Source organism: Mesorhizobium sp. RCC_202 (assembly GCF_041355295.1).
In the GTDB taxonomy this organism is placed as follows: Bacteria; Pseudomonadota; Alphaproteobacteria; order Rhizobiales; family Rhizobiaceae; genus Mesorhizobium.
In genome coordinates, this window is record NZ_JBFUPO010000012.1 from 82,262 (window position 1) to 104,393 (window position 22,132).

The 22,132-nt window shown below is 63.6% G+C and carries 19 protein-coding genes; 3 read left to right on the forward strand and 16 right to left on the reverse strand.

The genetic code is table 11. The annotated features are described in order from the left end of the window. Window positions 1–12 precede the first annotated feature (12 nt). From secDF to yajC, 3 genes are all read right to left on the reverse strand, one after another. Window positions 13–2,562, reverse strand: a complete 2,550-nt coding sequence (secDF, locus tag AB6802_RS24945) for a protein translocase subunit SecDF (RefSeq protein ID WP_371012853.1) — start codon at window positions 2,560–2,562, stop codon at window positions 13–15. A gap of 89 nt (window positions 2,563–2,651) precedes the next feature. After that, a complete protein-coding gene (locus AB6802_RS24950; RefSeq protein ID WP_371012854.1) occupies window positions 2,652–3,665 on the reverse strand; it encodes a hypothetical protein in 1,014 nt (337 codons plus the stop codon). 42 nt (window positions 3,666–3,707) lie between these two features. Continuing rightward, window positions 3,708–4,043 carry a preprotein translocase subunit YajC gene (yajC, locus tag AB6802_RS24955; RefSeq protein ID WP_371012855.1) on the reverse strand — a complete coding sequence of 112 codons (336 nt, stop codon included), beginning with the start codon at window positions 4,041–4,043 and terminating at the stop codon, window positions 3,708–3,710. A gap of 265 nt (window positions 4,044–4,308) precedes the next feature. Between yajC and AB6802_RS24960 the strand changes: the two genes are divergently transcribed. Then, window positions 4,309–5,184 carry an ATP-binding protein gene (locus AB6802_RS24960; RefSeq protein WP_371012856.1) on the forward strand — a complete coding sequence of 292 codons (876 nt, stop codon included), beginning with the start codon at window positions 4,309–4,311 and terminating at the stop codon, window positions 5,182–5,184. A gap of 27 nt (window positions 5,185–5,211) precedes the next feature. Here AB6802_RS24960 and AB6802_RS24965 read toward each other — a convergent pair whose 3' ends face one another. Then, window positions 5,212–6,057, reverse strand: coding sequence for a helix-turn-helix domain-containing protein (locus AB6802_RS24965; RefSeq protein WP_371012934.1), 846 nt, complete (start codon window positions 6,055–6,057; stop codon window positions 5,212–5,214). Between the two features lie 93 nt (window positions 6,058–6,150). On the opposite strand from AB6802_RS24965, the gene AB6802_RS24970 reads away from it, so the two are divergent. Continuing rightward, window positions 6,151–7,041, forward strand: a complete 891-nt coding sequence (locus tag AB6802_RS24970) for an NAD-dependent epimerase/dehydratase family protein (RefSeq protein ID WP_371012857.1) — start codon at window positions 6,151–6,153, stop codon at window positions 7,039–7,041. A 22-nt stretch (window positions 7,042–7,063) separates the two neighbouring features. On the opposite strand, the gene AB6802_RS24975 is transcribed toward AB6802_RS24970, so the two are convergent. Beyond that, entirely contained in the window at window positions 7,064–8,071 is a 1,008-nt protein-coding gene (locus tag AB6802_RS24975; protein WP_371012858.1) for an NAD(P)-dependent alcohol dehydrogenase, read from the reverse strand. 131 nt (window positions 8,072–8,202) lie between these two features. Here AB6802_RS24975 and AB6802_RS24980 point away from each other — a divergent pair, with 131 nt between their 5' ends. Continuing rightward, a complete protein-coding gene (locus tag AB6802_RS24980; RefSeq protein WP_371012859.1) occupies window positions 8,203–9,114 on the forward strand; it encodes a LysR substrate-binding domain-containing protein in 912 nt (303 codons plus the stop codon). Between the two features lie 102 nt (window positions 9,115–9,216). Here AB6802_RS24980 and AB6802_RS24985 read toward each other — a convergent pair whose 3' ends face one another. The 11 genes from AB6802_RS24985 to AB6802_RS25035 form a co-directional block, all read right to left on the reverse strand. Then, window positions 9,217–10,737 (reverse strand): peptidoglycan DD-metalloendopeptidase family protein, encoded by a 1,521-nt coding sequence (locus AB6802_RS24985; protein WP_371012860.1) that lies wholly within the window; start codon window positions 10,735–10,737, stop codon window positions 9,217–9,219. Between the two features lie 300 nt (window positions 10,738–11,037). Next, entirely contained in the window at window positions 11,038–11,691 is a 654-nt protein-coding gene (locus tag AB6802_RS24990; RefSeq protein ID WP_371012861.1) for a protein-L-isoaspartate(D-aspartate) O-methyltransferase, read from the reverse strand. Then, on the reverse strand, window positions 11,688–12,446 hold the full coding sequence (gene surE, locus AB6802_RS24995; protein WP_371012862.1) for a 5'/3'-nucleotidase SurE: 759 nt from the start codon (window positions 12,444–12,446) through the stop codon (window positions 11,688–11,690). The genes AB6802_RS24990 and surE overlap by 4 nt, the downstream gene beginning before the upstream one ends. A gap of 3 nt (window positions 12,447–12,449) precedes the next feature. Beyond that, window positions 12,450–13,754 (reverse strand): serine--tRNA ligase, encoded by a 1,305-nt coding sequence (gene serS / locus AB6802_RS25000; RefSeq protein ID WP_371012863.1) that lies wholly within the window; start codon window positions 13,752–13,754, stop codon window positions 12,450–12,452. A 101-nt stretch (window positions 13,755–13,855) separates the two neighbouring features. Next, window positions 13,856–14,716, reverse strand: a complete 861-nt coding sequence (gene tatC / locus AB6802_RS25005) for a twin-arginine translocase subunit TatC (RefSeq protein ID WP_371012864.1) — start codon at window positions 14,714–14,716, stop codon at window positions 13,856–13,858. Continuing rightward, a complete protein-coding gene (gene tatB / locus AB6802_RS25010) occupies window positions 14,713–15,429 on the reverse strand; it encodes a Sec-independent protein translocase protein TatB (protein WP_371012865.1) in 717 nt (238 codons plus the stop codon). Before tatB ends, tatC begins: the two co-directional genes overlap by 4 nt. An 83-nt stretch (window positions 15,430–15,512) precedes the next feature. Beyond that, complete coding sequence (locus tag AB6802_RS25015; RefSeq protein WP_140815787.1) at window positions 15,513–15,734, reverse strand: twin-arginine translocase TatA/TatE family subunit; 222 nt, start codon at window positions 15,732–15,734, stop codon at window positions 15,513–15,515. Between the two features lie 180 nt (window positions 15,735–15,914). Then, window positions 15,915–16,664 (reverse strand): SMC-Scp complex subunit ScpB, encoded by a 750-nt coding sequence (scpB, locus tag AB6802_RS25020; protein ID WP_371012866.1) that lies wholly within the window; start codon window positions 16,662–16,664, stop codon window positions 15,915–15,917. Then, on the reverse strand, window positions 16,661–17,461 hold the full coding sequence (locus AB6802_RS25025; protein ID WP_371012935.1) for a ScpA family protein: 801 nt from the start codon (window positions 17,459–17,461) through the stop codon (window positions 16,661–16,663). The genes scpB and AB6802_RS25025 overlap by 4 nt, the downstream gene beginning before the upstream one ends. A 62-nt stretch (window positions 17,462–17,523) precedes the next feature. Then, entirely contained in the window at window positions 17,524–18,543 is a 1,020-nt protein-coding gene (nagZ, locus tag AB6802_RS25030; protein ID WP_371012867.1) for a beta-N-acetylhexosaminidase, read from the reverse strand. A gap of 135 nt (window positions 18,544–18,678) precedes the next feature. Beyond that, window positions 18,679–22,056, reverse strand: coding sequence for an SPOR domain-containing protein (locus tag AB6802_RS25035; protein WP_371012868.1), 3,378 nt, complete (start codon window positions 22,054–22,056; stop codon window positions 18,679–18,681). Window positions 22,057–22,132 lie beyond the last annotated feature (76 nt).

Sequence of the window (22,132 nt, forward strand, 5' to 3'; positions counted from 1 at the left end):
AGCCAGGTGATGTCAAGTCGCCACGGCCTTGCCGGTCGCCGGCTTTTCCTCTTCCGTCGTGGCGGCTTGCGGCCGCAGACGGAACAGGATCAGCAGCGGCGCGGCGATGAAGATCGACGAATAGGTGCCGAAGATCACGCCGAACAGCATCGCCATCGTGAAGGAGCGGATCACCTCGCCGCCGAACAGCACCAGCGCCAACAGCGCCAGGATCGTCGTCACCGAGGTCAGCGTCGTTCTCGACAGCGTCTCGTTGATGGCGTTGTTCAGGAGCTGCGGCAGCGGCATTCGCTTGTATTTTCGCAGATCCTCACGGACGCGGTCATAAACGACGATCGTATCGTTCAACGAATAGCCGATGATGGTCAGGATCGCCGCCAGCGAAGACTGGTTGAACTCCAGTCCCGTCACGACGAAGAAGCCGATCGTCATCACCACATCGTGCACCGTGGCGATGATGGCGCCGACCGCGAACTGCCATTCGAAGCGGAACCAGACATAGAGCATGATGCCGACCAGCGCGATCAGCATGGCGATCGTGCCTTGCTTGGCGAGCTCGCCGGAGACCGTCGGTCCCACCACTTCGACGCGGCGGAAGTCATACTGGTCCTGCAGTTCGCCCCGCACCTTGTCGATGACGGTCTGCTCGGCATTCTCGCCGGCGTCCTGCGTGCCGACGCGGATCAAGACGTCGTTCGGCGCGCCGAACTGCTGTACCTGGATCTCGCCGATGTTGAGTTCGGACAGTCGGTTGCGGATGTCGCCGAGATTGGCGTCGCCCTGCTTGGACTGCACCTCGATCATCGAGCCGCCCTTGAAATCGATGCCGTAATTGATGTCGATGGTCAGGAAGCCGACGACCGACAGGACCGACAACAGGCTGGAGAGCGCGAAGGTCCAGCGGCGGATGCCCATGAACGGAATCTTGGTGCCCGGCGGGATGAAGGTTACCGGCGCGCGCGGCAATTCCTTGGGACGGGCGCGGCGCAGCCAGATCGAGACCAGCATGCGGGTGAAGGTGAAGGCGGTGAAGACCGTGGTCAGGATGCCGATGGCGTAGGTGATGGCAAAACCCTTGACCGGGCCGGTGCCGAGCCAGAACAGCACCACGGTGGCAATCAGCGAGGTGACGTTGGAGTCGACGATGGTCGCCAGCGCCTTGGAGAAGCCGGTGTCGATCGCCTGGATCACCGAGCGGCCGTTTCGTCGCTCCTCGCGGATGCGCTCGTAGATCAGAACGTTGGAGTCCACCGCCATGCCGATGGTGAGCACGATACCGGCGATGCCCGGCAGGGTGAGCGTGGCGCCGAGCAGCGACAGCAGCCCCACGATCATCGCCACGTGCACGGCCAGCGCGATATTGGCAAGGAAGCCGAGGAAACCGTAGGCGACGAACATGAAGGCGACGACGAGGATCGAGCCGATTATGCCGGCGATCTTGCCGGCATGGATGGAGTCCTGCCCGAGGCCTGGACCCACCGTGCGCTCTTCGATGATGGTCAGCTTTGCCGGCAGGGCGCCCGCCCGCAACAGCACGGAAAGGTCGTTGGCGCTGTCGGCGGTGAAATTGCCGGAGATCTGACCGCTGCCGCCAAGGATCGGCTCGCGGATAACCGGGGCTGAAATCACTTGGTTGTCGAGCACGATGGCGAACGGCTTGCCGACATTCTGCTGGGTCGCCTGCCCGAACCGCGTCGCGCCCCTGGAATTGAAGGTGAAGGAAACCACCGGCTCGTTTGTCTGCGAGTTATAGGTCGGCGTCGCATTCGACAGGTCTTCGCCAGACACGATCACGCGGTTCTCGACCAGATAAGGAACCGGAGGATCATCCTGCGAGTACAGGATCGAATCTCCAGGCGGCGGGCGGTTCTTCATTGCATCCTGGACCGGCACCGACGTATCGACCATCTGGAAGGTCAGCTTGGCGGTCTGGCCGAGCATGTCTTTGAGTTTCTGAGGATTCTGAAGTCCTGGCACCTGGACCAGAATGCGGTCGTCACCCTGCCGCTGCACGATCGGCTCGGTCGTGCCGAGCGCGTTGACGCGCCGCTCCACCACTTCGATCGCCTGCGACAGCGCTGTCGATGTACGGTACTTGATGCCGGCATCCGTGACGGTGAACTTCAACAGCCCAGCCTCGGAATCGTCCAGCGTCATCGATTGGACCGAACCGCCGCTAAAGAGCCCGGCTGTAACCGGATTGGTTATCGGTTTCAGCGCCGTCTTGGCGGCTTCGACCTGGCTCGGATCGTTGATGCGCACTTGCACCGTCCGGCCTGTTCCACCAAGGCCGGTATATTGGATCTTGGCATCGCGCAGCAGCGACCTGATCTCGTCGCGCGTCGTCTCCAGCTGATCCTTGATCAGATCGTTCTGATCCATCTGCAGCAGGATGTGCGAGCCGCCCTGAAGGTCGAGGCCGAGCGTCATTTGCCGCTTCGGCACCCAGCTCGGCAGTTCAGCCAGCACGCTTGCCGGGAAGAGATTGGGCGCGGCAAGGACCACTGTGACGGCCACCGCGAGCCAGATCAGGATCATCTTCAGGCGCGAGAAATAGAGCATTCGTTCTTATCCGTTCAGGCGTACAAGCGGCAGCGTTCCGCCATCGGCTCGGTTGTCGTCTATCGTCGTCATTTCAGCCACGGCCGGCCCTATCGCGCTTCCTCAAGGATTGTCAATCGCGCCGGCAGCGCGCCGGTGCGGAATAACAGGGCCAGTTCCTTGGCGCTTTCGGCGGTGAAATTGCCCGATATCTGCACAGTGCCATGCTCGATCGGTTCCCGGATGACAGGCGCCGAAATCACTTTGCCGTCCAAAATCACCGCAAACGGCTTGCCGATATTCTGCGTGGTTGCCCACTTGAAACGTTCCGTACCCCTGGAATCGAGCCGGAATGCGACGACAGGCTGGCCGGCCAGTGCTTCATTCGTCGCGTTGGCGTCCAGCACGTGGTCACCGGAAACGATCACCCGGTTTTCAACCAGATAGGGAACCGGCGGATCGTCCGGCGTATAAAGCACGGACGATCCCGCGGGCGGGTGGCTGTTGATTGCGTCGTCCACCGGCATCGACGTGTCTACGAGCTGAAAACTCAGCCGGCCTGGCCGGGCGAGGATTCGCGCCAGGCCGTGCAAATCCGCGACGCCCGGCGCCTTGACCAATATGCCGTCCTCGGTCGGCTCAATCGCGGCGTCGGAAATGCCGAGTTCGTGCAGCCGACTTTTGATGACTTCGATCGACTGCGTGAGCGCGCCCGAGATGCGGTACTTTGCGCCGGCGTCCGTTATCGCAAACTTCAGCAGGCCAGGCTCGCTATCGTCCAACGCAAATTCCTGGACTGCCCCCTCCTTGCCGGAGATAGGATCAAGCAAGGTTTTGAGCGCGGCCTTGGCGGCCTCGACCTGCGCGGGATCGTCAATATGCACCTGGGTGGCGGAGCCCGATGCGGAAAGACCGCTGTAGGCGATCCTGGGCTTAGCGTCACGAAGCAATATCCTGATCTGGTCGCGCGCTGCTTCGGCCTGGCGGCTTTTCAACTCATCCGTGTCCAGGTGAAGCAGGATATGCGCGCTCGGCACAGATGCGTAAGCAGCCAACGCGCCGAACATCATCGAGATCAGTGCGAACCCGATCACCACGACCTTCAGGCGCAAAAAATAGACCATATGCCGGAGCCCTGCCCGCGGCCATCGCCGTCGGGATTTCGCTTACTTCTTGGCGTTCTGGTTCGCCACCGGCTCACCCTTGACCCGCACTTCCGTAATCGTCGAGCGCAGTGCTGTCACCTTGGTGCCGCCAAGGTCGACTTCCAGCTCGTTGTCGTCGATCACCTTGGTCACCTTGCCGATGAAACCGCCGCCGGTCACCACCGTGTCGCCGCGCCGCACCGCCGACAGCATTTCCTGGCGCTTCTTCAGCTGCGCACGCTGCGGCCGGATGATCAGAAAATACATGATCACGAAAATCAGGACAAACGGCAAAATGCTGATGAACATGTCTGGCGAGGCGCCGATGCCTTGAGCGTATGCCGGTGTGACGAACATCAAGAAACTCCTGAATGGGGAAAAACCGCCAAACGCGGCCCCGCGAAATTGGCCGGAATATAGTCGCTAAACTTGCCAATGCAACTGCACGACCGGCCCAATCCATTGCTTTTCCAGCGGTTTGCCGCGTGCTAGAGCGTCGCAGCCGGAGGCGGCATCGGTCCCAGCGAAAAGATCATGCTCCAACAAAAGCTTGGGGCTGGTTCTTGCAGCGCGGCCAAGGAGCTGTTTCCCGCATTGCGAAATGCCAAAACAAAGACCTGATATGACCGACACCAGCCTCGATGCCCTGAACAAGAAACTCGACCGCCTGATCGAAGCGGTGTCCCGCCTCGCCCCGCCGCCGGTACCGGAGACCGACATTTCGGAAGCCGACTGCTTCGTCTGGCAGGCCGATCCCGGTTATCTGGAGCCGGTGCGCAAGGTCAACCGCGTCGACATCGGCCTGATCCGCGGTGTCGACCGCGTCCGCGACATCCTTGTCGACAACACCGAGCGCTTCGCCGCCGGCTTTGCCGCCAACAACGTGCTGTTGTGGGGCGCGCGCGGCATGGGCAAGTCGTCGCTGGTCAAGGCCGTGCATGCCGAGATCAATGCCAGGGCCAAGTCCGCGCTGCCGCTCAAGCTGATCGAAATCCACCGCGAGGACATCGACACGCTGCCCAAGCTGATGGGCCTGTTGAAGGCGGCGCCGTATCGCTTCATCCTGTTTTGCGACGACCTGTCCTTCGACCATGACGATACGTCCTACAAGTCGCTCAAGGCAGCGCTCGAAGGCGGCGTCGAAGGCCGGCCGGGCAACGTCATCTTCTACGCGACGTCCAACCGGCGGCACCTGTTGCCGCGCGACATGATCGACAATGAGCGCTCGACCGCCATCAACCCGTCGGAGGCGGTCGAGGAAAAGGTTTCGCTATCGGACCGCTTCGGCCTATGGCTCGGCTTCCACAAATGTTCGCAGGACGAATATCTCGAGATGATCAACGGCTATGCCAGTCATCATGGCCTCGACATCGACCCCGAGCAGCTGCGCGCCGAGGCGCTGGAATGGGCGACGACGCGCGGCAGCCGCTCCGGCCGCGTCGCCTGGCAGTTCACCCAGGACCTGGCCGGCCGGCTCGGCAAGCCGCTCAAGGATTGAAGCGGCGCTGACGCTAATTGCAGGATATCATCTGGGCAGTTGCGCCCGTCGCAAGTCACGCGGTGTCTGGCCGATCTCGCGGCGCATCCAATGCGCCAGATGCGACTGATGCGCGAAGCCCGTCAATTCCGCCACCTCACTCGTGCTGAGATCGCCTTGCTGCAGCAGAACGCGCGCGCGTTCGACGCGACGTCGCAGCACGTAGCGATGCAGGGTGACGCCCATCGCCACCTTGAACCATGTCCGCAAATGCGAGCTGCTGGCGCCGGCAACCCGGCTTAGCCGTTGGATCGAAAGCGGCTCATGGAGCGCGGCTTCAATATACTCCAGGACGCGTTTGAGCTGGGTATCCGACAGCCGGCCCGTTCCGTCCCGACTTGTCCGATCGATGTCCGGCTCATCGAGGCCAAGCAGCCTGACCGCGAGCGCTGCGCCAATGCTGTCGGCAAACAGAGGGCCGCTCGGCGCGCCCGTATCCAGGTCGCTCTGCAGGGCTCGAGCGAGATGTTCGATGCGCTGGTCACGAAGCAAATGGCGTGTGTCGAGCCGCGCTACCAGCGCCTTGCCGCCAAGTTCCGCCGCCACCCTTTCCATCAAGGCTGGCTGCAAGACGATCTCGATCGTGTCGAAGGGGGTTTCAGCCTCGAAACCGCCCTCCTCGCCAGCCGGCACCAGGTCGATATCGCCGGCGAGCCTGACGAAATATCGCCCGACCTGATTGCAGTAGGAGCGCGTCGCCGCGCTTTTGTGCACCATGATGCGATGGTATGGCGCCCGCGACAGACGATGGACGCCCGCTTCGATATGCCGGGAAACCATTGTTACGCCGGATGGGGCTGAAGCGAATTGCGGACGCATGGCCCCTCGATTCATTGGCAAAACCTGCTCAAGATTTGGCAATTCCCGCGCGATTTTCAATGCCGCGAACCTGTACTCACGCCTCTCCATCAAGGAAGAGAGGTTGCCATGAGTTTCTATGTTGTCGTCGGCGCTGGCCCGGTTGGACGCCAGACCGCCCGCCTTCTTGGCGAAGAAGGTCATGATGTCGTTCTCACCAGCCGAAGCGTCGGTTCGAGCGCACCGCCGAACGTGCGGGCCATACAGGCCGACGCCACCGATGCTTCGGAACTATCGCGTATCAGCCGAAATGCCGACGCCATCTTCATGTGCGCCATGGCCACCTATCATCGCTGGCCAACCGACTTTTTCCCCATCATCGACGGCACCGTGCGCGCGGCCGAAGCGGTCGGCGCGAAGCTCATCGTGCTCGGAAATCTCTATGGTTATGGCGAAAATGCCGATAGCCCGCTGCGCTCCGACCTGTCCCTGGATCCGACGTCGAAGAAGGGAACCGCCAGGACGATCATGTGGCAGCGAGCGGTTCGTGCCGATGTGCCGGCGATCGAAATACGCTCCAGCGATTATCTCGGGCATAGCGCGATCAGCTACTTCTCGCTGGTCGCGCTGCCCTCCATCATCGAGGGCAAGCCCACCGCCTTCATCGGAGACCTCGACGCGACGCATGCCTGGAGCTTCACCAAGGACGTCGCCAGCACACTGGTAGCGGCCGCCCGCTACACGGGCGAATGGAGACGAGCGTTTCACGTTCCCTCGCAGCACGCCTCGCCCCGGGAGCTCATCCAGAGAACCGCGGCGATGCTGCGACGAGAGGTGCCGGGGACACGTTCCTATTCCGTCGCCGAGATGCAAGCATTGGGCATGCATGAGCTCATCGAGATGAGCTATCTCTTCGAGAGCCCCATGCTGGTCGATTCCTCCGACACCGAGACGCTTCTGGGCGTGAAGGCGAGCAGCCTCGAGGAGATGATCGCCGACACGCTCCGGGATCATCTCTAGGCCTTGGAGAAGCGTATCGGTGCTACCAGTCCAGCCGAATGGCGAGTTTTCCGAAGGGGCCACGGGATTGCTCACGGTAGGCATCGGCGATCTCGCCGATGCCATATGTTCGGGCTATCACCGGCTCGATGCGCGCTGCTTCGATGGCCCGCATCGCTTTGCCAAGATCTTCCGCCGAGCCCGTGTTGTTGCCTTGGATCCGGAGGGCTTTGACGATGACGGTCATCAGATCCAGTTGCAGGTTGGTGCCGGTAACAAAGCCGATCGTGAAGACAATGCCGCCATAGCGGGCAGCGGCGAGCGAACGCGTGAATGTGGCTATTCCGACGGTGTCTATCACCAGGTCGGCACCGACACCGTGCGTCAGGGCCAGAACCTGCGTGTCCCAATCGGGCGATGCAGCATAGTTGATCGTTTCGTCCGCCCCGAGTTCCCGCGCCCGTGCAAGCTTCGCCTCGGAGGAAGATGTCACGATAACGCGGGCGCCTCTTGCCTTGGCGAGTTGCAGCGCAAAGAGCGAAACGCCGCCCGTCCCCAAAAGCACAACGGTCGAGCCGGGACCCGCGTCTGCGCAAACGAGACCGTTCCAGGCGGTCGTCGCCGCGATTGGTATCGTCGCGGCAGCTTCCCAGGACAAATGGTCAGCCAATTTGATAACGGAGCCCGCATCGGACGTTGCGATTTCAATTAGCGAGCCAGGGCGTGACACGCCCCGCGTCACGCCGGCTTTTTCCGTTGTACCGGGTCCTGCAAACCATATGGTTTTCGGGTGGAGGGCGACACGGTCTCCAATCCCAAGACCGGAAACTCCGTCCCCAACCGCAATCACCTCACCCACCCCATCGGCAACGGGAACGACCGGATAGCTGATGCCAGGATATTGCCCCAATGCAACGGCGAGATCGATGAAGTTCAGGCTCGCGGCGCGCATCCGGACAAGTACCTCGCCATGGCCCGGCGGCGGTGGATCGGGAAGCTCTACACGCGTCAACTGATCGAGCGACGGTCCGGTGAGTGAGATTGCGTGCATGCCGTAGTCCTCTTGTTGAGCTTCAATGCTCCGGACTATGCTTGCTGCGACAATCTCATGGAATGGTGCAGTCTTACAGGTTATAACTGCAAATTATGCAGCAATCGTTCCGTCTACCGGATATCGAAAATTTGACGGCATTCGTCGCCGTTGCCGAGGAAGGCTCGTTCAACGCGGCCGGCCGACGGCTGAAACGCGATTCCACTGTGGTTTCCCGGCGTGTCCAGACGCTCGAGGAGGGCCTTGGCGCCCGACTCCTCGAGCGGTCCACACGCAGGGTTGTCCTTACCGAGGCCGGTGAGGTCTATCTTCAGCGGATCCGGCCCCTGCTTCAGGAAATCATTGCGGCAGGTCAAGAAACGGAACAGTTTTCGCACGGCGAGCCGCGCGGTCGACTTCGCCTGGCCCTGCCGGGCAGCTTCGGCCGCATATGGCTCATGCCGCTATTGGTCGAGTTTCTTGAAACTCATCCCACCATAACGCTCGATGTCGCCTTTTCGAACCGTTTCGTGGACCTGATCGGCGAAGGGTTCGACTTGGCGATACGCCTTGGTGTGCTGCCGGATTCGCGCCTGGTATCCCGCAAGCTGGCGGCGCGAAAACGCATGCTTGTGGCGTCGCCGCAATATCTGGCACGGCGAGGCAGGCCGGCCGCGCCAAAGGATGTCACCGGACATGAGTGCCTGATCTTTTCCGGCAAGGCCAATCCCGCCACCTGGGAGTTCACCATGCCCAGTGGCGAAGACCTCTCGGTGCCCGTGACCGGGCCGCTCATTTCGGACGATGCGGAAGCCTTGGTTCTTGCAGCGCTTGCCGGGCACGGACTGTTCTATGCAACCGACTGGCTTGTCGGGCGCGAACTCGCCTCCGGACGTCTCGTCCGCGTGCTTGTGGACTACCCGGTTCCCGATGAAGGTGCCATCTATGTCGTGCATCCTTCCGCTCGGCGCGTGCCAAACAAGACCCGGGCCTTCCTGCAATGGATCAGCGAACGCTTCGCGTCTGGCCTGCCCTGGCAAGCAACCGATCGGTTCGACATGTAGTGCGGGCATTCGACAAAACTGAAAAAGCCCGCCCCTTTCGGAGCGGGCTGAGCCGGCGGGCCGGACTGGAGGTCAGGCGGACCGCAAATCGCGTTTTTTGTTCTATTCGAGATAGCCGCTCGGATCGACGGGGGCCGAATTCTTGCGCACTTCGAAGTGCAGCTTGGGCGAGTCTGTCGTGCCGCTCATGCCCGACAGCGCGATCTCCTGGCCGCGCTTGACCTTCTGGCCGCGCTGCACCTCGATCGAGCTGGCGTGGCCGTAGACCGTGACCAGGCCGTTCTCATGGCGCACCAGCACCGTGTTGCCGAATTCCTTCAGGCCGTCGCCGGCATAGATCACGACGCCATTCTCGGCCGCCTTGATCGGCGTGCCCGTCGGCACGGCGATGTCGACGCCGTCCTTGCCGGAACCGAAACCGGAGATGACGCGACCGCGCACCGGCCAGCGCATCTTGCCGATGCCGGTGCCATCGGGCGCCACCGCATCGTCGTCCTCGGCCTGCTGGATGACCTTGGCGTCCTTCTTCGGCGGCGTGTAGGAGGCAAGCGTCTCGGTGGTCTTGGCTGGCGGCGGCGTCGTTGCCGTCGTCACCGGGTCGACTGCCGCGGGCTTGGCGGCTGCCGCCTGCACCGTGCCGCCAGCCGGAACCTTGAGCGTCTGGCCGATCTTGAGCAGACCGTCCTTCATGCCATTGGCCTGCTTCAGCGCCGTGGTGCCGACTCCGGTCTTCTTGGCGATCGACGACAGCGTGTCGCCCTGCTGCACCGTGTAGGTGCCGCCGGCGCCGGCAGGCTTCGCCGCTGCCATCTGCGGCGCGGGCTTCGGGTTCTTCGAGCCGCTCGCCGCGGCCGACGCATCGAGCTGAGCAGCCGACTTGCCGTCCTTCAGCTTCGGCTGCTGCGGCAGCACGGCGACCTTCTCCGGCGCACCGGCAGGCTGCTTCGGCGTGTTGACCGGCTTGGCGTCGGCGACTTTCGGCTCCGCCTTGCTCGAATAGGCGTAGGCCGGGATGACGATCTTCTGGCCGCTACGGATGCCCTTCTTCGGATCGATCCCGTTGACCTTGGCGATGGCATCGGCCGGCACATGATAATGCTGCGACAGGCCCGAAAGCGTCTCGCCGTCACGGACCACGATCTCGGTGGCGTGCGGCGCGGCACTTGCGTTGCGCGTTGCATCGGGCTCAGCCGTCTTGAATGGCTTCGCCGCAGGCGCAACCGTGCCGGTCGTCATCGTCCGGTCGACATGCGGTGCGGGAGCGAGCGCCGGAGCTGGTGCGAGCGCCGGAGCCGAGGCGGTGCGCATCGGCCTGACGGACGCCGGCTGCGAGGGCGGCGGCAGTTGCTGGGCCGTGACCGGCTCCAGGCTGGAGCGGCTGACCGACTGGGTATGGGTGCCGTCGACCGGCGCAGCTGCCACCGCATCGCCCGGATAGGGCTGGTCGGCACTCTGCTTGTTGATGATGGCGCGCTGATTGTTGGTGGACGATGTGAAGACATCGTCGACACCGTTGAAGCGCATCGCTTGCGAGCTGCAACCGGCGGCCGCGCCGGCTATCATCAAGACAGCGCAGCCACGCGCCAGATTGCGTCTGTTTGCCTTCAAGGAATTGAATTGCATCGCACTAACCCGCACAGACCCGGTACAAACTGACCGTGATTAAAGCGTGTTAATGTTACTGGCCGGTTAACCCATTAGAATCCGACGAAAATTTTCTTAAAACATTGGGAGAAATTCTGGCGCGGGCAAAATCCAGCTCTCGCGCCGGTTTGGGGTCCCGTCAGCAACACCGGCGACAGGGGCTCACCGCGTTCACCTTAGGCTTTCTAATCAAATAATCCGGACTGTTGCCCCAAGGTAACATGGCTTCCCTATCCCGTTCAGATAGCGGGACGGGTACGTGCTTTTCTTGGAGCGCCGTCAGATCACCGCGGCGACGCTGGGCAGGATCGGCTGCAGCCTGACCATGCCGATATCCTCGCGCTCGAAGCGGCTGCCGACTTTGGTGAGCTTGGCCAGCACCTGCTCGCCCTCTTCGGGGCCGATCGGCGCGATGACGATGCCGCCGCTCGACAATTGATCGAGCAAAAAGCGTGGCAGGCTGTCGAACGCCGCCCAGACGACGATGCGGTCGAATGGCCCTTCATTGGCCAGACCGTTGGAACCGTCGGCCTGGCGCGCAATCACGTTGCCGATGCTGAGCGCTTCGAAACGCTGCTTTGCCTGTTCCACCAGGGTCTTGTAGCGATCGACGGTGATCACGCGCGCCGCAAGCCGCGACATCACGGCGGCCGTGTAACCCGAGCCGGTGCCGACCTCGAGCACGCGGTTGCCCGGCTCGATGTGAAGTGCCGCAATCACCGCTGCCTGCAGGTCGGCGCCTTCGATCGCCTCGCCGCACTCGATCGGCAGCATGCCGTCCGACCAGGCGATCGCGTGGAACTGCGCCGACAGGAAGCCGCGCCGCGGCGTTGCCTCGAAGGCGGCGATCAACGCCTTCGGCGCCGTGCCACGGCCCCGGAGACGGAGCAGGAAAGCGGCAAACCCTTCACGGTCGTCGACAGTCATGTTCATGACAACGCCTTGCTTAACTGGTCGCGGAGTTCATGGGCGGTAAGGTCGAGCTGCAGCGGCGTCACCGACACCAGCCGGTTGCGCAGCGCGTAAAGGTCGGTGCCTTTCTTGCCTTCGACCGGCTCGCGGCCGAAGCGCAGCCAGTAGTAAGGCAGGCCGCGCCCGTCGCGGCGCTCGTCGACCCACAGGCTATGCACCAGCTTGCCTTGCGCGGTGACGACCGTGCCCTCGACCTCGTCGGGCGCGCAATTGGGGAAATTGACGTTGAGCAGCACGCCGTCCGGCAGCGGCGTTTCCACCAGCTTCTTCAACAGTGCCGGCGCCAGCGCCTCGGTCGTCTCGTAAGGCACGACCCGATCCTCGCCGACATAGGAATAGGCCTGGCTGACGGCGATCGAGCGCACGCCGAGCAACGCGCCTTCCATGGCGCCCGCGACGGTGCCAGAATAGGTGACGTCATCGGCGATGTTGGCGCCGGAATTGACGCCCGACAGGATGAGGTCCGGCGGCCCCGGCAGAATCTTCTTGGTGCCCATGATGACGCAATCGGTCGGCGTGCCGCGCACGGCATAGTGCTTCTCGCCGATCTTGCGCAGCCTCAGCGGCTCCGAGATCGACAGCGAATGCGCATAGCCGGACTGATCCTGCTCCGGCGCCACCACCCAGACGTCATCAGACAGCGTGCGGGCAATGCGTTCGAGCGACGCCAGGCCCTCGGCATGGATGCCGTCATCGTTGGTCAAAAGAATGCGCATGGATCACTTCGGTCCGATCTTGGCCAGACCACCCATGTAAGGCCGCAGCACTTCAGGAATGGTTACGCTGCCGTCCTCATTCTGGTAGTTTTCGACGACAGCAATCAGCGCGCGGCCGACCGCGGTGCCCGAACCGTTCAGCGTGTGGACGAAGCGGTTGCCCTTGCCGTCCTTGTCCTTGTAGCGGGCATCCATGCGCCGTGCCTGGAAGTCGCCGCAGACCGAGCAGGACGAGATCTCGCGATAGGCGTTCTGCCCCGGCAGCCAGACCTCGATGTCGTAGGTCTTGCGCGCGCCAAAACCCATGTCGCCGGTGCACAGCGTCATGGTGCGGAACGGCAGGCCGAGCCGCTTCAACACTTCCTCGGCGCACTCGGTCATCCGCTCGTGCTCGGCCAGCGAGTTCTCCTGGTCGGTGATCGAGACCAGCTCGACCTTGTAGAACTGGTGCTGGCGGAGCATGCCGCGCGTGTCGCGTCCGGCCGAGCCCGCTTCCGACCGGAAGCACGGCGTCAGCGCCGTGTAGCGCAGTGGCAGTTTTTCATGCGCGATGATCTCTTCGCGCACAAGGTTGGTGAGCGGCACTTCCGCCGTCGGGATCAGGCCGAGACGCCCGTCGCCATGCGGCGTGAAGAACAGGTCCTCCTCGAATTTCGGCAACTGGTTGGTGCCGAACAGCACCTCGTCGCGCACCATCAGCGGCGGGATGACCTCTTCATAGCCATGCTCGGTCGTGTGCAGGTCGAGCATGAACTGCCCGAGCGCGCGTTCCATGCGCGCCAGCTGGCTCTTCAGCACCGTAAAGCGCGCGCCGGAGAGCTTTGCCGCCCGCTCGAAATCCATCATGCCGAGCGCTTCGCCGATCTCGAAATGCTCCTTCACCCAGTTCGGGCGCGTCGGCACATCGCCGACGAGGCGTCTGACGACATTGTCGTGCTCGTCCTTGCCGACCGGCACGTCGTCCAGCGGCACATTGGGCAATACGGCCAACGCGTCGTTCAATGCCTTGTCGAGTTCACGCTCGCGCGCCTCACCGTTCTGGATGAACGACTTGATCTCGCCGACTTCACCCTTGAGCTTCTCGGCAAGTGCCGCGTCGCCCGAACGCATGGCGTTGCCGATCTCCTTGGAGGCGGCATTGCGGCGCTCCTGCTTGACCTGCAACTCGGTCAGATGCTCTCGCCGCGCCTCATCTTTCGCAACAAGGTCGTCGACCGTGGACTGCGCTTCGTCTGCCGACCAGGAACGCTTCACCAGCGCCTCGACAAGGGCCCTTGGGTTTTCGCGAATCCATTTGATGTCGAGCATGGTTGTCCGTCCTCAGGTTTGGTTCGAGGGCGTAAACCGCATCTTTTGTCGATGCAAGACAGCCGGACGCGCCGGCCGTGTTTTTCAGGCGATTGCTGGCCTTACGTCGGCGTATCCGTAGGCTTTTCAGCCGCGCTGCTTCCACTCTCGCGTGCCTCGCGCGCCTGGCGTTCGCGTTCCTGGCTGCGCTCGATCATGCGTGCCGACCAGATCGCCACCTCATAGAGAATGATGGTCGGGATGGCGAGGCCGCACTGGCTCATCGGGTCGGGCGGCGTCAGCACCGCGGCGACGACGAAGGAGAGCACGATCGCCCATTTGCGCTTTTCGGCCAGCGCCTTGGACGACAGCATGCCGACGCGCGTCAAAAGGCTGGTCACCACGGGCAGTTGGAAGACCAGGCCGAAGGAGAAGATCAGCGTCATGATCAGGCTGAGATATTCCGACACCTTCGGCAGCAGCGATATCTGCACCTGGTCGTTGGTGCCGGCCTGCTGCATGGCCAGGAAGAACCACATCACCATCGGGGTGAAGAAGAAATAGACCAAGGAGGCGCCCATCAGGAACAGGATGGGCGACGCGATCAGGAACGGCAGGAAGGCGTTGCGCTCGTTCTTGTAGAGGCCCGGCGCGATGAATTTGTAGATCTGCGTGGCGATCAGCGGAAACGCGATGACCATGCCGCCGAACATGGCGAGCTTCACCTGGGTGAAGAAGAACTCCTGCGGCGCGGTATAGATCAGCTCGACCTTGTGCGGATCGAGCCCGGCCCACTGCGTCGCCCATTTGAAGGGCACCACAAGTAGGTTGAACAGGCGCTTGGCGAAGAAAAAGCAGACCAGGAAAGCGACGAAGAAACCGCCCAGCGACCAGATCAGGCGGCGGCGCAGTTCGATGAGATGCTCGATCAGCGGCGCCGAGGATTTCTCGATCTCTTCCTTGTCGACGTCCGATGCACTCACTTGGCGGCTCCCGCCGGCTTCTTGGTGGCCGGCTTGGTCGCGGCGGGCTTCCTGGCCTCAGCCGGTTTCGCCGCGGCCTTGGGTGCTGCCGACTTGGGCGCTGCCTTCTTGGCGGTCGACGCCACCTTGGCCGGAGCCGGCGAAGGCTTGGCCGGCGCCTTGGATGCGGACGCGGCTTTCACAACGGCAGGCTTTGCCTTGGAGGTCGCCGCCTTCTTCGCCGGCTTGGCCGGCACGGCGGTTGCCGCCGGCGCGGTCACGGAGGCGTCGGTCATGGCCGGGAAGGCCGGCGCAGCTGGCGCGGTCTCCGCTCCGCCGGAGCCCGGCATATCGGTCGCGCCATTCTTCAGCGGCTCGGCGGGTTGCGGCGTCGATGCCGGCGGCGTCGACGGGTCGGCGGCGGGCTTGGGCTTCATCATCGTATCGACGCCGGACCGCACATCGGCCGCGGCCTGCTCGAACGGATTGAGCTGCTTGCGGACCTCGTTCAGCGGATTGAGGCCGCGAAGGCTGTCGATCGAGCTCTTGACGTCGTCGAGTTCGGCTTCCTTCAAGGCGTCATTGAACTGTTTCTGGAAGTCGCTTGCCATGGCCCGCAGTTTCGCCGCCGTGCGGCCGAATGTGCGCAGCATGTTGGGCAAATCCTTCGGCCCGACGACCACGATCATGACGACCGCGATCACCAGCAGCTCGCTCCAACCGACTTCGAACATGGCAATCTATTCCAACCAGAGCATGCCGCCCAAAAGTGTGACGCGGCTTTGGGACAACGGCATGCTCAAAGCAACAACCGAGCTCAGCTCTTGCTGGCCTTTTCCTTGACCGACGAAACGGTCTCGTCGGCACGGTGCTCGACGGTGCGCTTGTCGTCAGCGGTGTCGTCGTCGGCCATGCCCTTCTTGAAGCTCTTGATGCCCTTGGCCATGTCGCCCATCAGTTCGGGGATCTTGCCGCGTCCGAACACCAGAAGCACGATGACCAGCACGATCATCCAGTGCCAAATCGAAAATGAACCCATAACAATCTCTCTCGAATGTTTTCCCTCGGCGATGATCTATGCGTTTTCGCTCGGGGATTCAAACACAACCGCAAAGAAGTTGATAAAATGGCAGGCCGATGTCACGCACTTTCGGCGTGAGCGGCTTGCTACGAATCCGCGCAGGGCTTGCTAATAGACCATCCGTACCGAATTAGCGCGTCAATCTTCCGTGACGCGCGGCGTGAGCAATCCGAGTTCCTCGAGGTCGATATCGGTCAGCGCGTCCTCGTCCTCGGTCAGCGCGTCCGGATCGGCCGGCGGCACCGGCATCGAGAAATTCGACGGCATGCGCGTCGAGAGAAGCCCTGCGCCCTTCAGCTCTTCCATGCCGGGCAGATCGCGGATTTCCTCCAGCGCGAAATGGTCGAGGAAAGCGTCCGTCGTGCCATAGGTGACGGGGCGTCCGGGCGTGCGGCGGCGGCCGCGCATGCGCACCCACTCGGTTTCGAGCAGCGTATCAAGCGTGCCTTTCGAGGTCTCGACGCCTCTAATGTCCTCGATCTCGGCGCGCGTCACCGGTTGGTGGTAGGCGATGATCGCCAGCACTTCGAGCGCCGCGCGGGAAAGTTTTCGCTGCTGGACGGAGTCGCGGCTCATCAGGAAAGCCAGGTCGCCGGCGGTACGGAACGCCCAGGCGTCGCCGACATGGACCAGATTGACGCCGCGCTTGGCGTAGATTTCCTGCAGATCGGCCATTGCCGCGGCAATGTTGACGCCGTCGGGCAGACGCGCGGTCAGCTGCTTTTCGGTCACCGGCTCGGCGCTGGCGAAGATGATCGCCTCGGCCATGCGCACGGCTTCCGACAGCTGCAGCCGCTCGGCCGGGTTCTGGACGGAACCCTGCTCGGCCTCTTCCGGCTCGTCCTCGACCTTGAACGGAATGACCGAAGCGTTGGCGCGTTCGCTCATGATGCCACCTCGACTGCTCGTGCCCCTAGCGCTCGGCCACGCAAATAAAGCGGCGCGAACACCTGGTCCTGCCGCATTTCCAGTCTGCCCTCGCGCACCATTTCGAGCGTCGCGGCAAACGAACTGGCCATCGCCGTGCGCTTTTCTTCCGGCGCCGCCAGATATTCGATGAGGAAGCTGTCGAGCGCCGTCCAGTCGCTCAACGTTCCGACCAGCCGCGCCAGCACGTCGCGCGCGTCCTTCAGCGACCAGACGGCGCGCCGGGCGATCGTTACATTGTTGATCGCCTGCTTCTGGCGTTGCTGCGCATAGGCCGTCAAAAGATCGTAGAGCGAGGCCGAAAAGCTGTTGCGCTTCTCGACGATGACCATCTCCGGCATGCCGCGCGCGAACACATCGCGGCCGAGCCGGTTGCGGTTGACCAGCCTTGCCGATGCATCGCGCATGGCTTCCAGCCGCTTCAGCCGGAACTGCAGCACCGCCGCCAGTTCCTCACCGCTTTCTCCCTCTTCACCCGGTTGTTTCGGGATCAAGAGCTTGGATTTCAGGAAGGCAAGCCAGGCCGCCATCACCAGATAGTCGGCCGCAAGCTCCAGCCGCAGCGCCCTCGCCGTCTCGACGAAGACCAGATACTGCTCGGCGAGCGCCAGGATGGAGATACGCGCCAGATCGACTTTCTGGTTGCGGGCAAGATGCAAGAGAAGGTCGAGCGGCCCTTCGAAGCCAGCGACGTCGACCACCAGCGATGGGTCGCCCGTCAGGCGTGAATCGTCGTTCTCGGCCCACAGACGGTCCATCGGCGCGGCCTTCGCGGCCTTCACTTCCAATGTCTCCGCCACTTGCCTTTCGTCCCTTCGGTTCAGGCCACCGCTTCGAAATAGGTGGCAAATTCGGCGCGTATCGCGGTTTCGTCGGCGACGTCGCGGTTTCTTATATAGGTCAGCGCCCGCCCCGCGCGCTGCAAAGACTTGCCCGCGAGCGCCGTCGTGCGCGATGCGATGCCGGACATTTCCTCGAAAACACCGTTGCAGTGAAGGACGAGATCGCAGCCCGCCGCAAGGATCGAAGCCGCCTTTGTCGGGAAATCCCCAGAAAGTGCCTTCATCGAGGTGTCGTCGCTCATCAACAGCCCGTCAAAGCCGATCTCGCCGCGGATGATTTCGTTGACGACCTTGGCTGAGGTCGTCGCCGGATTGTCGGGATCGACGGCGCTGTAGACGACATGCGCCGTCATCGCCATCGGCAGCTGGTTGAGCGCCTTGAACGGGGCGAAATCATGCTGCCGCAGTTCGGCAAGCGGCGTATCGACCGTCGGCAGCGCAAAATGCGTGTCGGCAAAGGCGCGGCCGTGGCCGGGAATATGCTTCATGACCGGCAGCACGCCGCCCGACATCAATCCTTCGGCTGACGCCCGGCCAAGCTCGATCGCGGCTGCGGTCTCCTTGCCATAGGCGCGCGCCCCGATGACGTCGCTGGCGCCCTCGACCGGAACGTCGAGCACCGGCAGGCAGTCGGCCGTGATGCCGAGGCGGGACAGGTCGAAGGCGTGCAGCCGCGCCATCAGCCAGGCGGCGCGGCGCCCGGCTTCGCGATCGTCGCGCCACAAAGCGCCGAGCGCGCCGCCGGCGGGATAGTTCGGCGCCAGCGGTGGCCGCAGGCGCTGCACCCGGCCGCCCTCCTGATCGATGAAGATCGGCGCGTCGGGCCGCCCGACGCTGTCGCGCATCGAAGCAACGAGGTCACGGATCTGGCCGGCCTCGCCGATATTGCGGGCAAACAGGATGAAACCCCACGGACGCTCATCGCGATAGAAGCGGATTTCCTCTTGTGTGAGGGACTTCCCGGTGCAGCCCAGGATCATGGATTTTGATTCGCTCATGGAGGGAATCTTAAAGCTTTGGGCGGGCAAAGGGAATCACCCCTGCCCTCCGGCATCCGAAAGCTCTGGAACCGTCCACAACGAAAAACCGGCGCGGCCTTGCGGCGGCGCCGGCTTTTGAGAGGTTCGGACCGATCAGCGCGACACGAAGCAGTTGCCGCCGGCCGCCTTGTAGCTGGTGCACAGCGCGATCGCGTCGTTGCGCGACTTCGCTGGAACGCGGACCCGGTAGAACGTGCCCTTGCCCGCGACTTCGGCCTTGACGATGCTGGCCGTGTGGCCGGCAAGCACGCTGCCGTAGCGGCGCTGCAGGTCCTGATAGGACGACTGGGCGCTTTCCACCGTCGGCTGCGAAGCGATCTGCATGGACCACGCGCCGCCGCCGGCAGCCGACGCCGGATCGATGGAGGCGACCTGGTCGGGCTTGACCTCGCCGACGATGTCGACCGGCTGGTCGGACGGTCGCGCCGGCGCCACCGGCACCATGGCCGGCGTGTTGCTCGACTGAGCCTTGGCTTCAACCTTCTTTGCCGGTTTCACCGGCTTGGTGGCCGCCGCATCAGCCTGGTCTCCATCGGAGGCCACGGTGCCCGTCTGCTGGGCGTCGGAGGCCGGTGCGACATGCTGCGGCGCCGGATCGGTCGGCTCGGCCGCGGCGATCTTCGGCGCGGCCGGCGCCGGATCCTCACGCGGAACCAGCGAGCCGTCGGGCTTCACCATCATCGTCTTGACCTTGCGCGGCGCAACAGCGACGACATCGGTGTTGGCGCCGTTGCCGCTGTCCTGCTGCAGCACCTGAGCGATGCGGTCTTCCGATTTCGGCGCCGGCGCGGCCGGCTGGGCGCTTGCCGGAGCCGCTTGCGCGACACCGGGCAACGCAGTGTCTGGATTGTCAGCGGTATCGGCGGCGCCTGCCGAGGCGTCGGCGTCGTTGGGTGCAAGATCGACGACGCGGCTCGGCTGCGGCTCCTTGGATGCCACATCGACCGGCTGCTCGGTTGTGTTCACCAGCTTCTGCTGCACCGGCTCGGCCGGCTTGGCCGTGCCGCCCTTGACCACGGCGTCATAGACCTTGTTGTCCTGGTTCGGCACCACCGTGCCGCCCGGGTTTTCCGGCTTGATCTTGATCGGTGAATTGTCGGCCTTGACGATCACCGGCGCTTCGCTGCCACCCTTGCCACTGAACGAGAAGGCAAGCGCGCCAAGACCGCCGGCGATCACCACCGCGCCGACGAGTGCTGCGATCATCATTCCACGCCGGCGTGGCTGCGCCGCCTCGCGCTCAGCAAGCCCAGGGATCGCCATCGCTTCTTCGAGCTCGGGATCGTAGTCGAGCTCGTCGGCTGCGAAATCATCCGCCTGCGAAACCGGCCGGCTGCCGGGCAGATCGTCGGGGTCGTACTCGTTGGCAACCGAGTATGAAGCGGGGGCCGCCGGAGCGGCCGGCGCCTCGGCGCGCAGATCGCGACGCTCGTAGCCATTGAAGCCGGCGTTATAGGAATCGTCCTCATAACCACGGTTCGGCGCGGTTGCGGGTGCGATCTCCGTCGCGTTCATGTCGGTGAGCAGGCTGGCGAATTCCGCGTCGAGATCGTCGTAAGCGGGCGCCGCCGGCTGGTCTTCCTCGAAGCTGAGCTCCGGAATGTCGAGGTCGTCCGCAAGTGCGACCACCCGCTCCGGCACATCGACCGTTTCCACGTCCGGCACGTCGTCATGCTGGCGCGACTGCGGCGCGGCAGGCCTGGCATAGGCGGCGTAATCCACGGCCGGTTCGCTGCGATAGGCAGGTGCTGCGGCTTGCGGCGGCGCAACGGGCGCTGCCATCTGCGGCACTACAGGCGCCGGCTGAGCGGCAAATGCAGGCTGCGTCGAAAAAGCGGAGGTCGGAGTTGAACGACTCCACGACGACCTGGCCGGCTCGGCGGACGCCGGCCAGTCGAGCGAATTGGCTGGATTCCCGGCCGAAGCGGTCACGCTCGGTGCGGCTGCGTGCTCGGCCTCGATGCCCTTCGTGAAAGCGGCATCGAAAGCGTCGTCATCGAAATCGACGCTGGGCTCCGTGTTGTGCGCCGAAGGTGCAAAATCCTGACGGTCGAGCCCGCTGGCAAGCAGATCGTCCAGATCCGCCTCGATGGGCTGTGCGGGCTGCGGCGACGCCTGGCGCTTGTCGAGACCCCAATCGAAATTGTCGACCGCCTTCGGGGCGGCGTAACTGGCAGGCTGCGCAACAGGTTGCGCCCGTACGACAGGCTGCGGCGCCGGAGCGGCTTCCTTGACCGTCGGCATCGGCCGCGCGGTCATGGCGCCGAGCAGGGCGTTGAGCTCGTCTTCCAGGCTGCGCTCGCTTGCAGCAGGCTTTGCCGGCTCGACCGCGGCGACCGGTGGAACCGGCGCGGCGGCGACAGGAGCCGGTTGGATCAGATAAGGCCGGGCCGCGGCGACCGGCTCGGCCGGAGCCTGCGGCTCCTCGTTCAAGGCATCACGGAAGCTCAGCTCGAAATCATCGTCGAGGGACTGCGCGGCGACGGGTTCGGCATAGTGGGGCTCGGATTCGACCGCGAAGTGCTGAACCTCGGCCGGCATTTCGACGGCCGGCGCCGGCTCGTCGGCAATCAGCGGCTCCGGCTCCTGGAAATCCTCGTGCTCACCGGCGTTCAGGTCTTCACCGAGACCCAAATCGACATCGGCCATCGTCTGGTCGAAATGGCCGGTAAAGTCGTCCTCGGAAATCAGCGGAGCGGCCGCATAAGCCTCGGCCGCCTCGGCGGCCACAGGAGGCTGCTCCGGCTCGTGAGTGTCGATCGCCATCTCGTCCTCGAGCGACATCTGCACCGCCTTGTCGAAATCGACTTCGAACGCCGTTTCGCTCGCGGACTGCACGGCCTCGACGGCATGCTGATGGACGTCGGCGGTTTCATGATGGTCGAGCAGGAAATCCTGGTCCAGCGAAGCGGCCATCTCCTCGTCGATCGGAAGATCGTCTTCAAGCGGCGAGACAGCGAGCGAACCAGCGACCGCCTTGTCGAAATCATCGTCGAAAGCGGCTTCCGGCTCGACAGTAAAGTCGGGTTCAGGATCGAATTGCTGCGCAGACGCGAATTGCGGCTCGGGGGCGACTTCCGCTTCGGGCTCGCGCGACATGGCGAAGTCGGCGTGGTCGGCAGCATCGTCGAAGACGAAATCCTGCTCGAAGGACGCGGTGAGTTCGTCGTCGTTGGCGGGCGTGCTGGCAGCTTCGTAAGCCGGCTCCTGCGCGATCCGGTAGAGAGGGGGCTGTTGTGCGGCCGGCGCACTGTCCTCGACAGCGTCGAATTCGCCCATCAGCTCCTTTTCGAGGTCGATGTCGAAATCGGCTTCATCCGCAACCTTGTTTGCCGGCGCGGCTCTTTCGCCGGCAGGCTGCCTGACCGGCTGGCGCGGGTCGAAGCCCATGATCCGGGTCAGTTCCGCGAACGGATCGTCGGCGGCGATGTCGTTATGGTCGGTTACTTTCAGCGGGGTTCTGTCTGCCATTATTGTTCCCGAACTCGCACACAGTCGGACGCCATGGACGTCGCGCAGGGTTGGCCATTACCAGCGCAATGTGGGC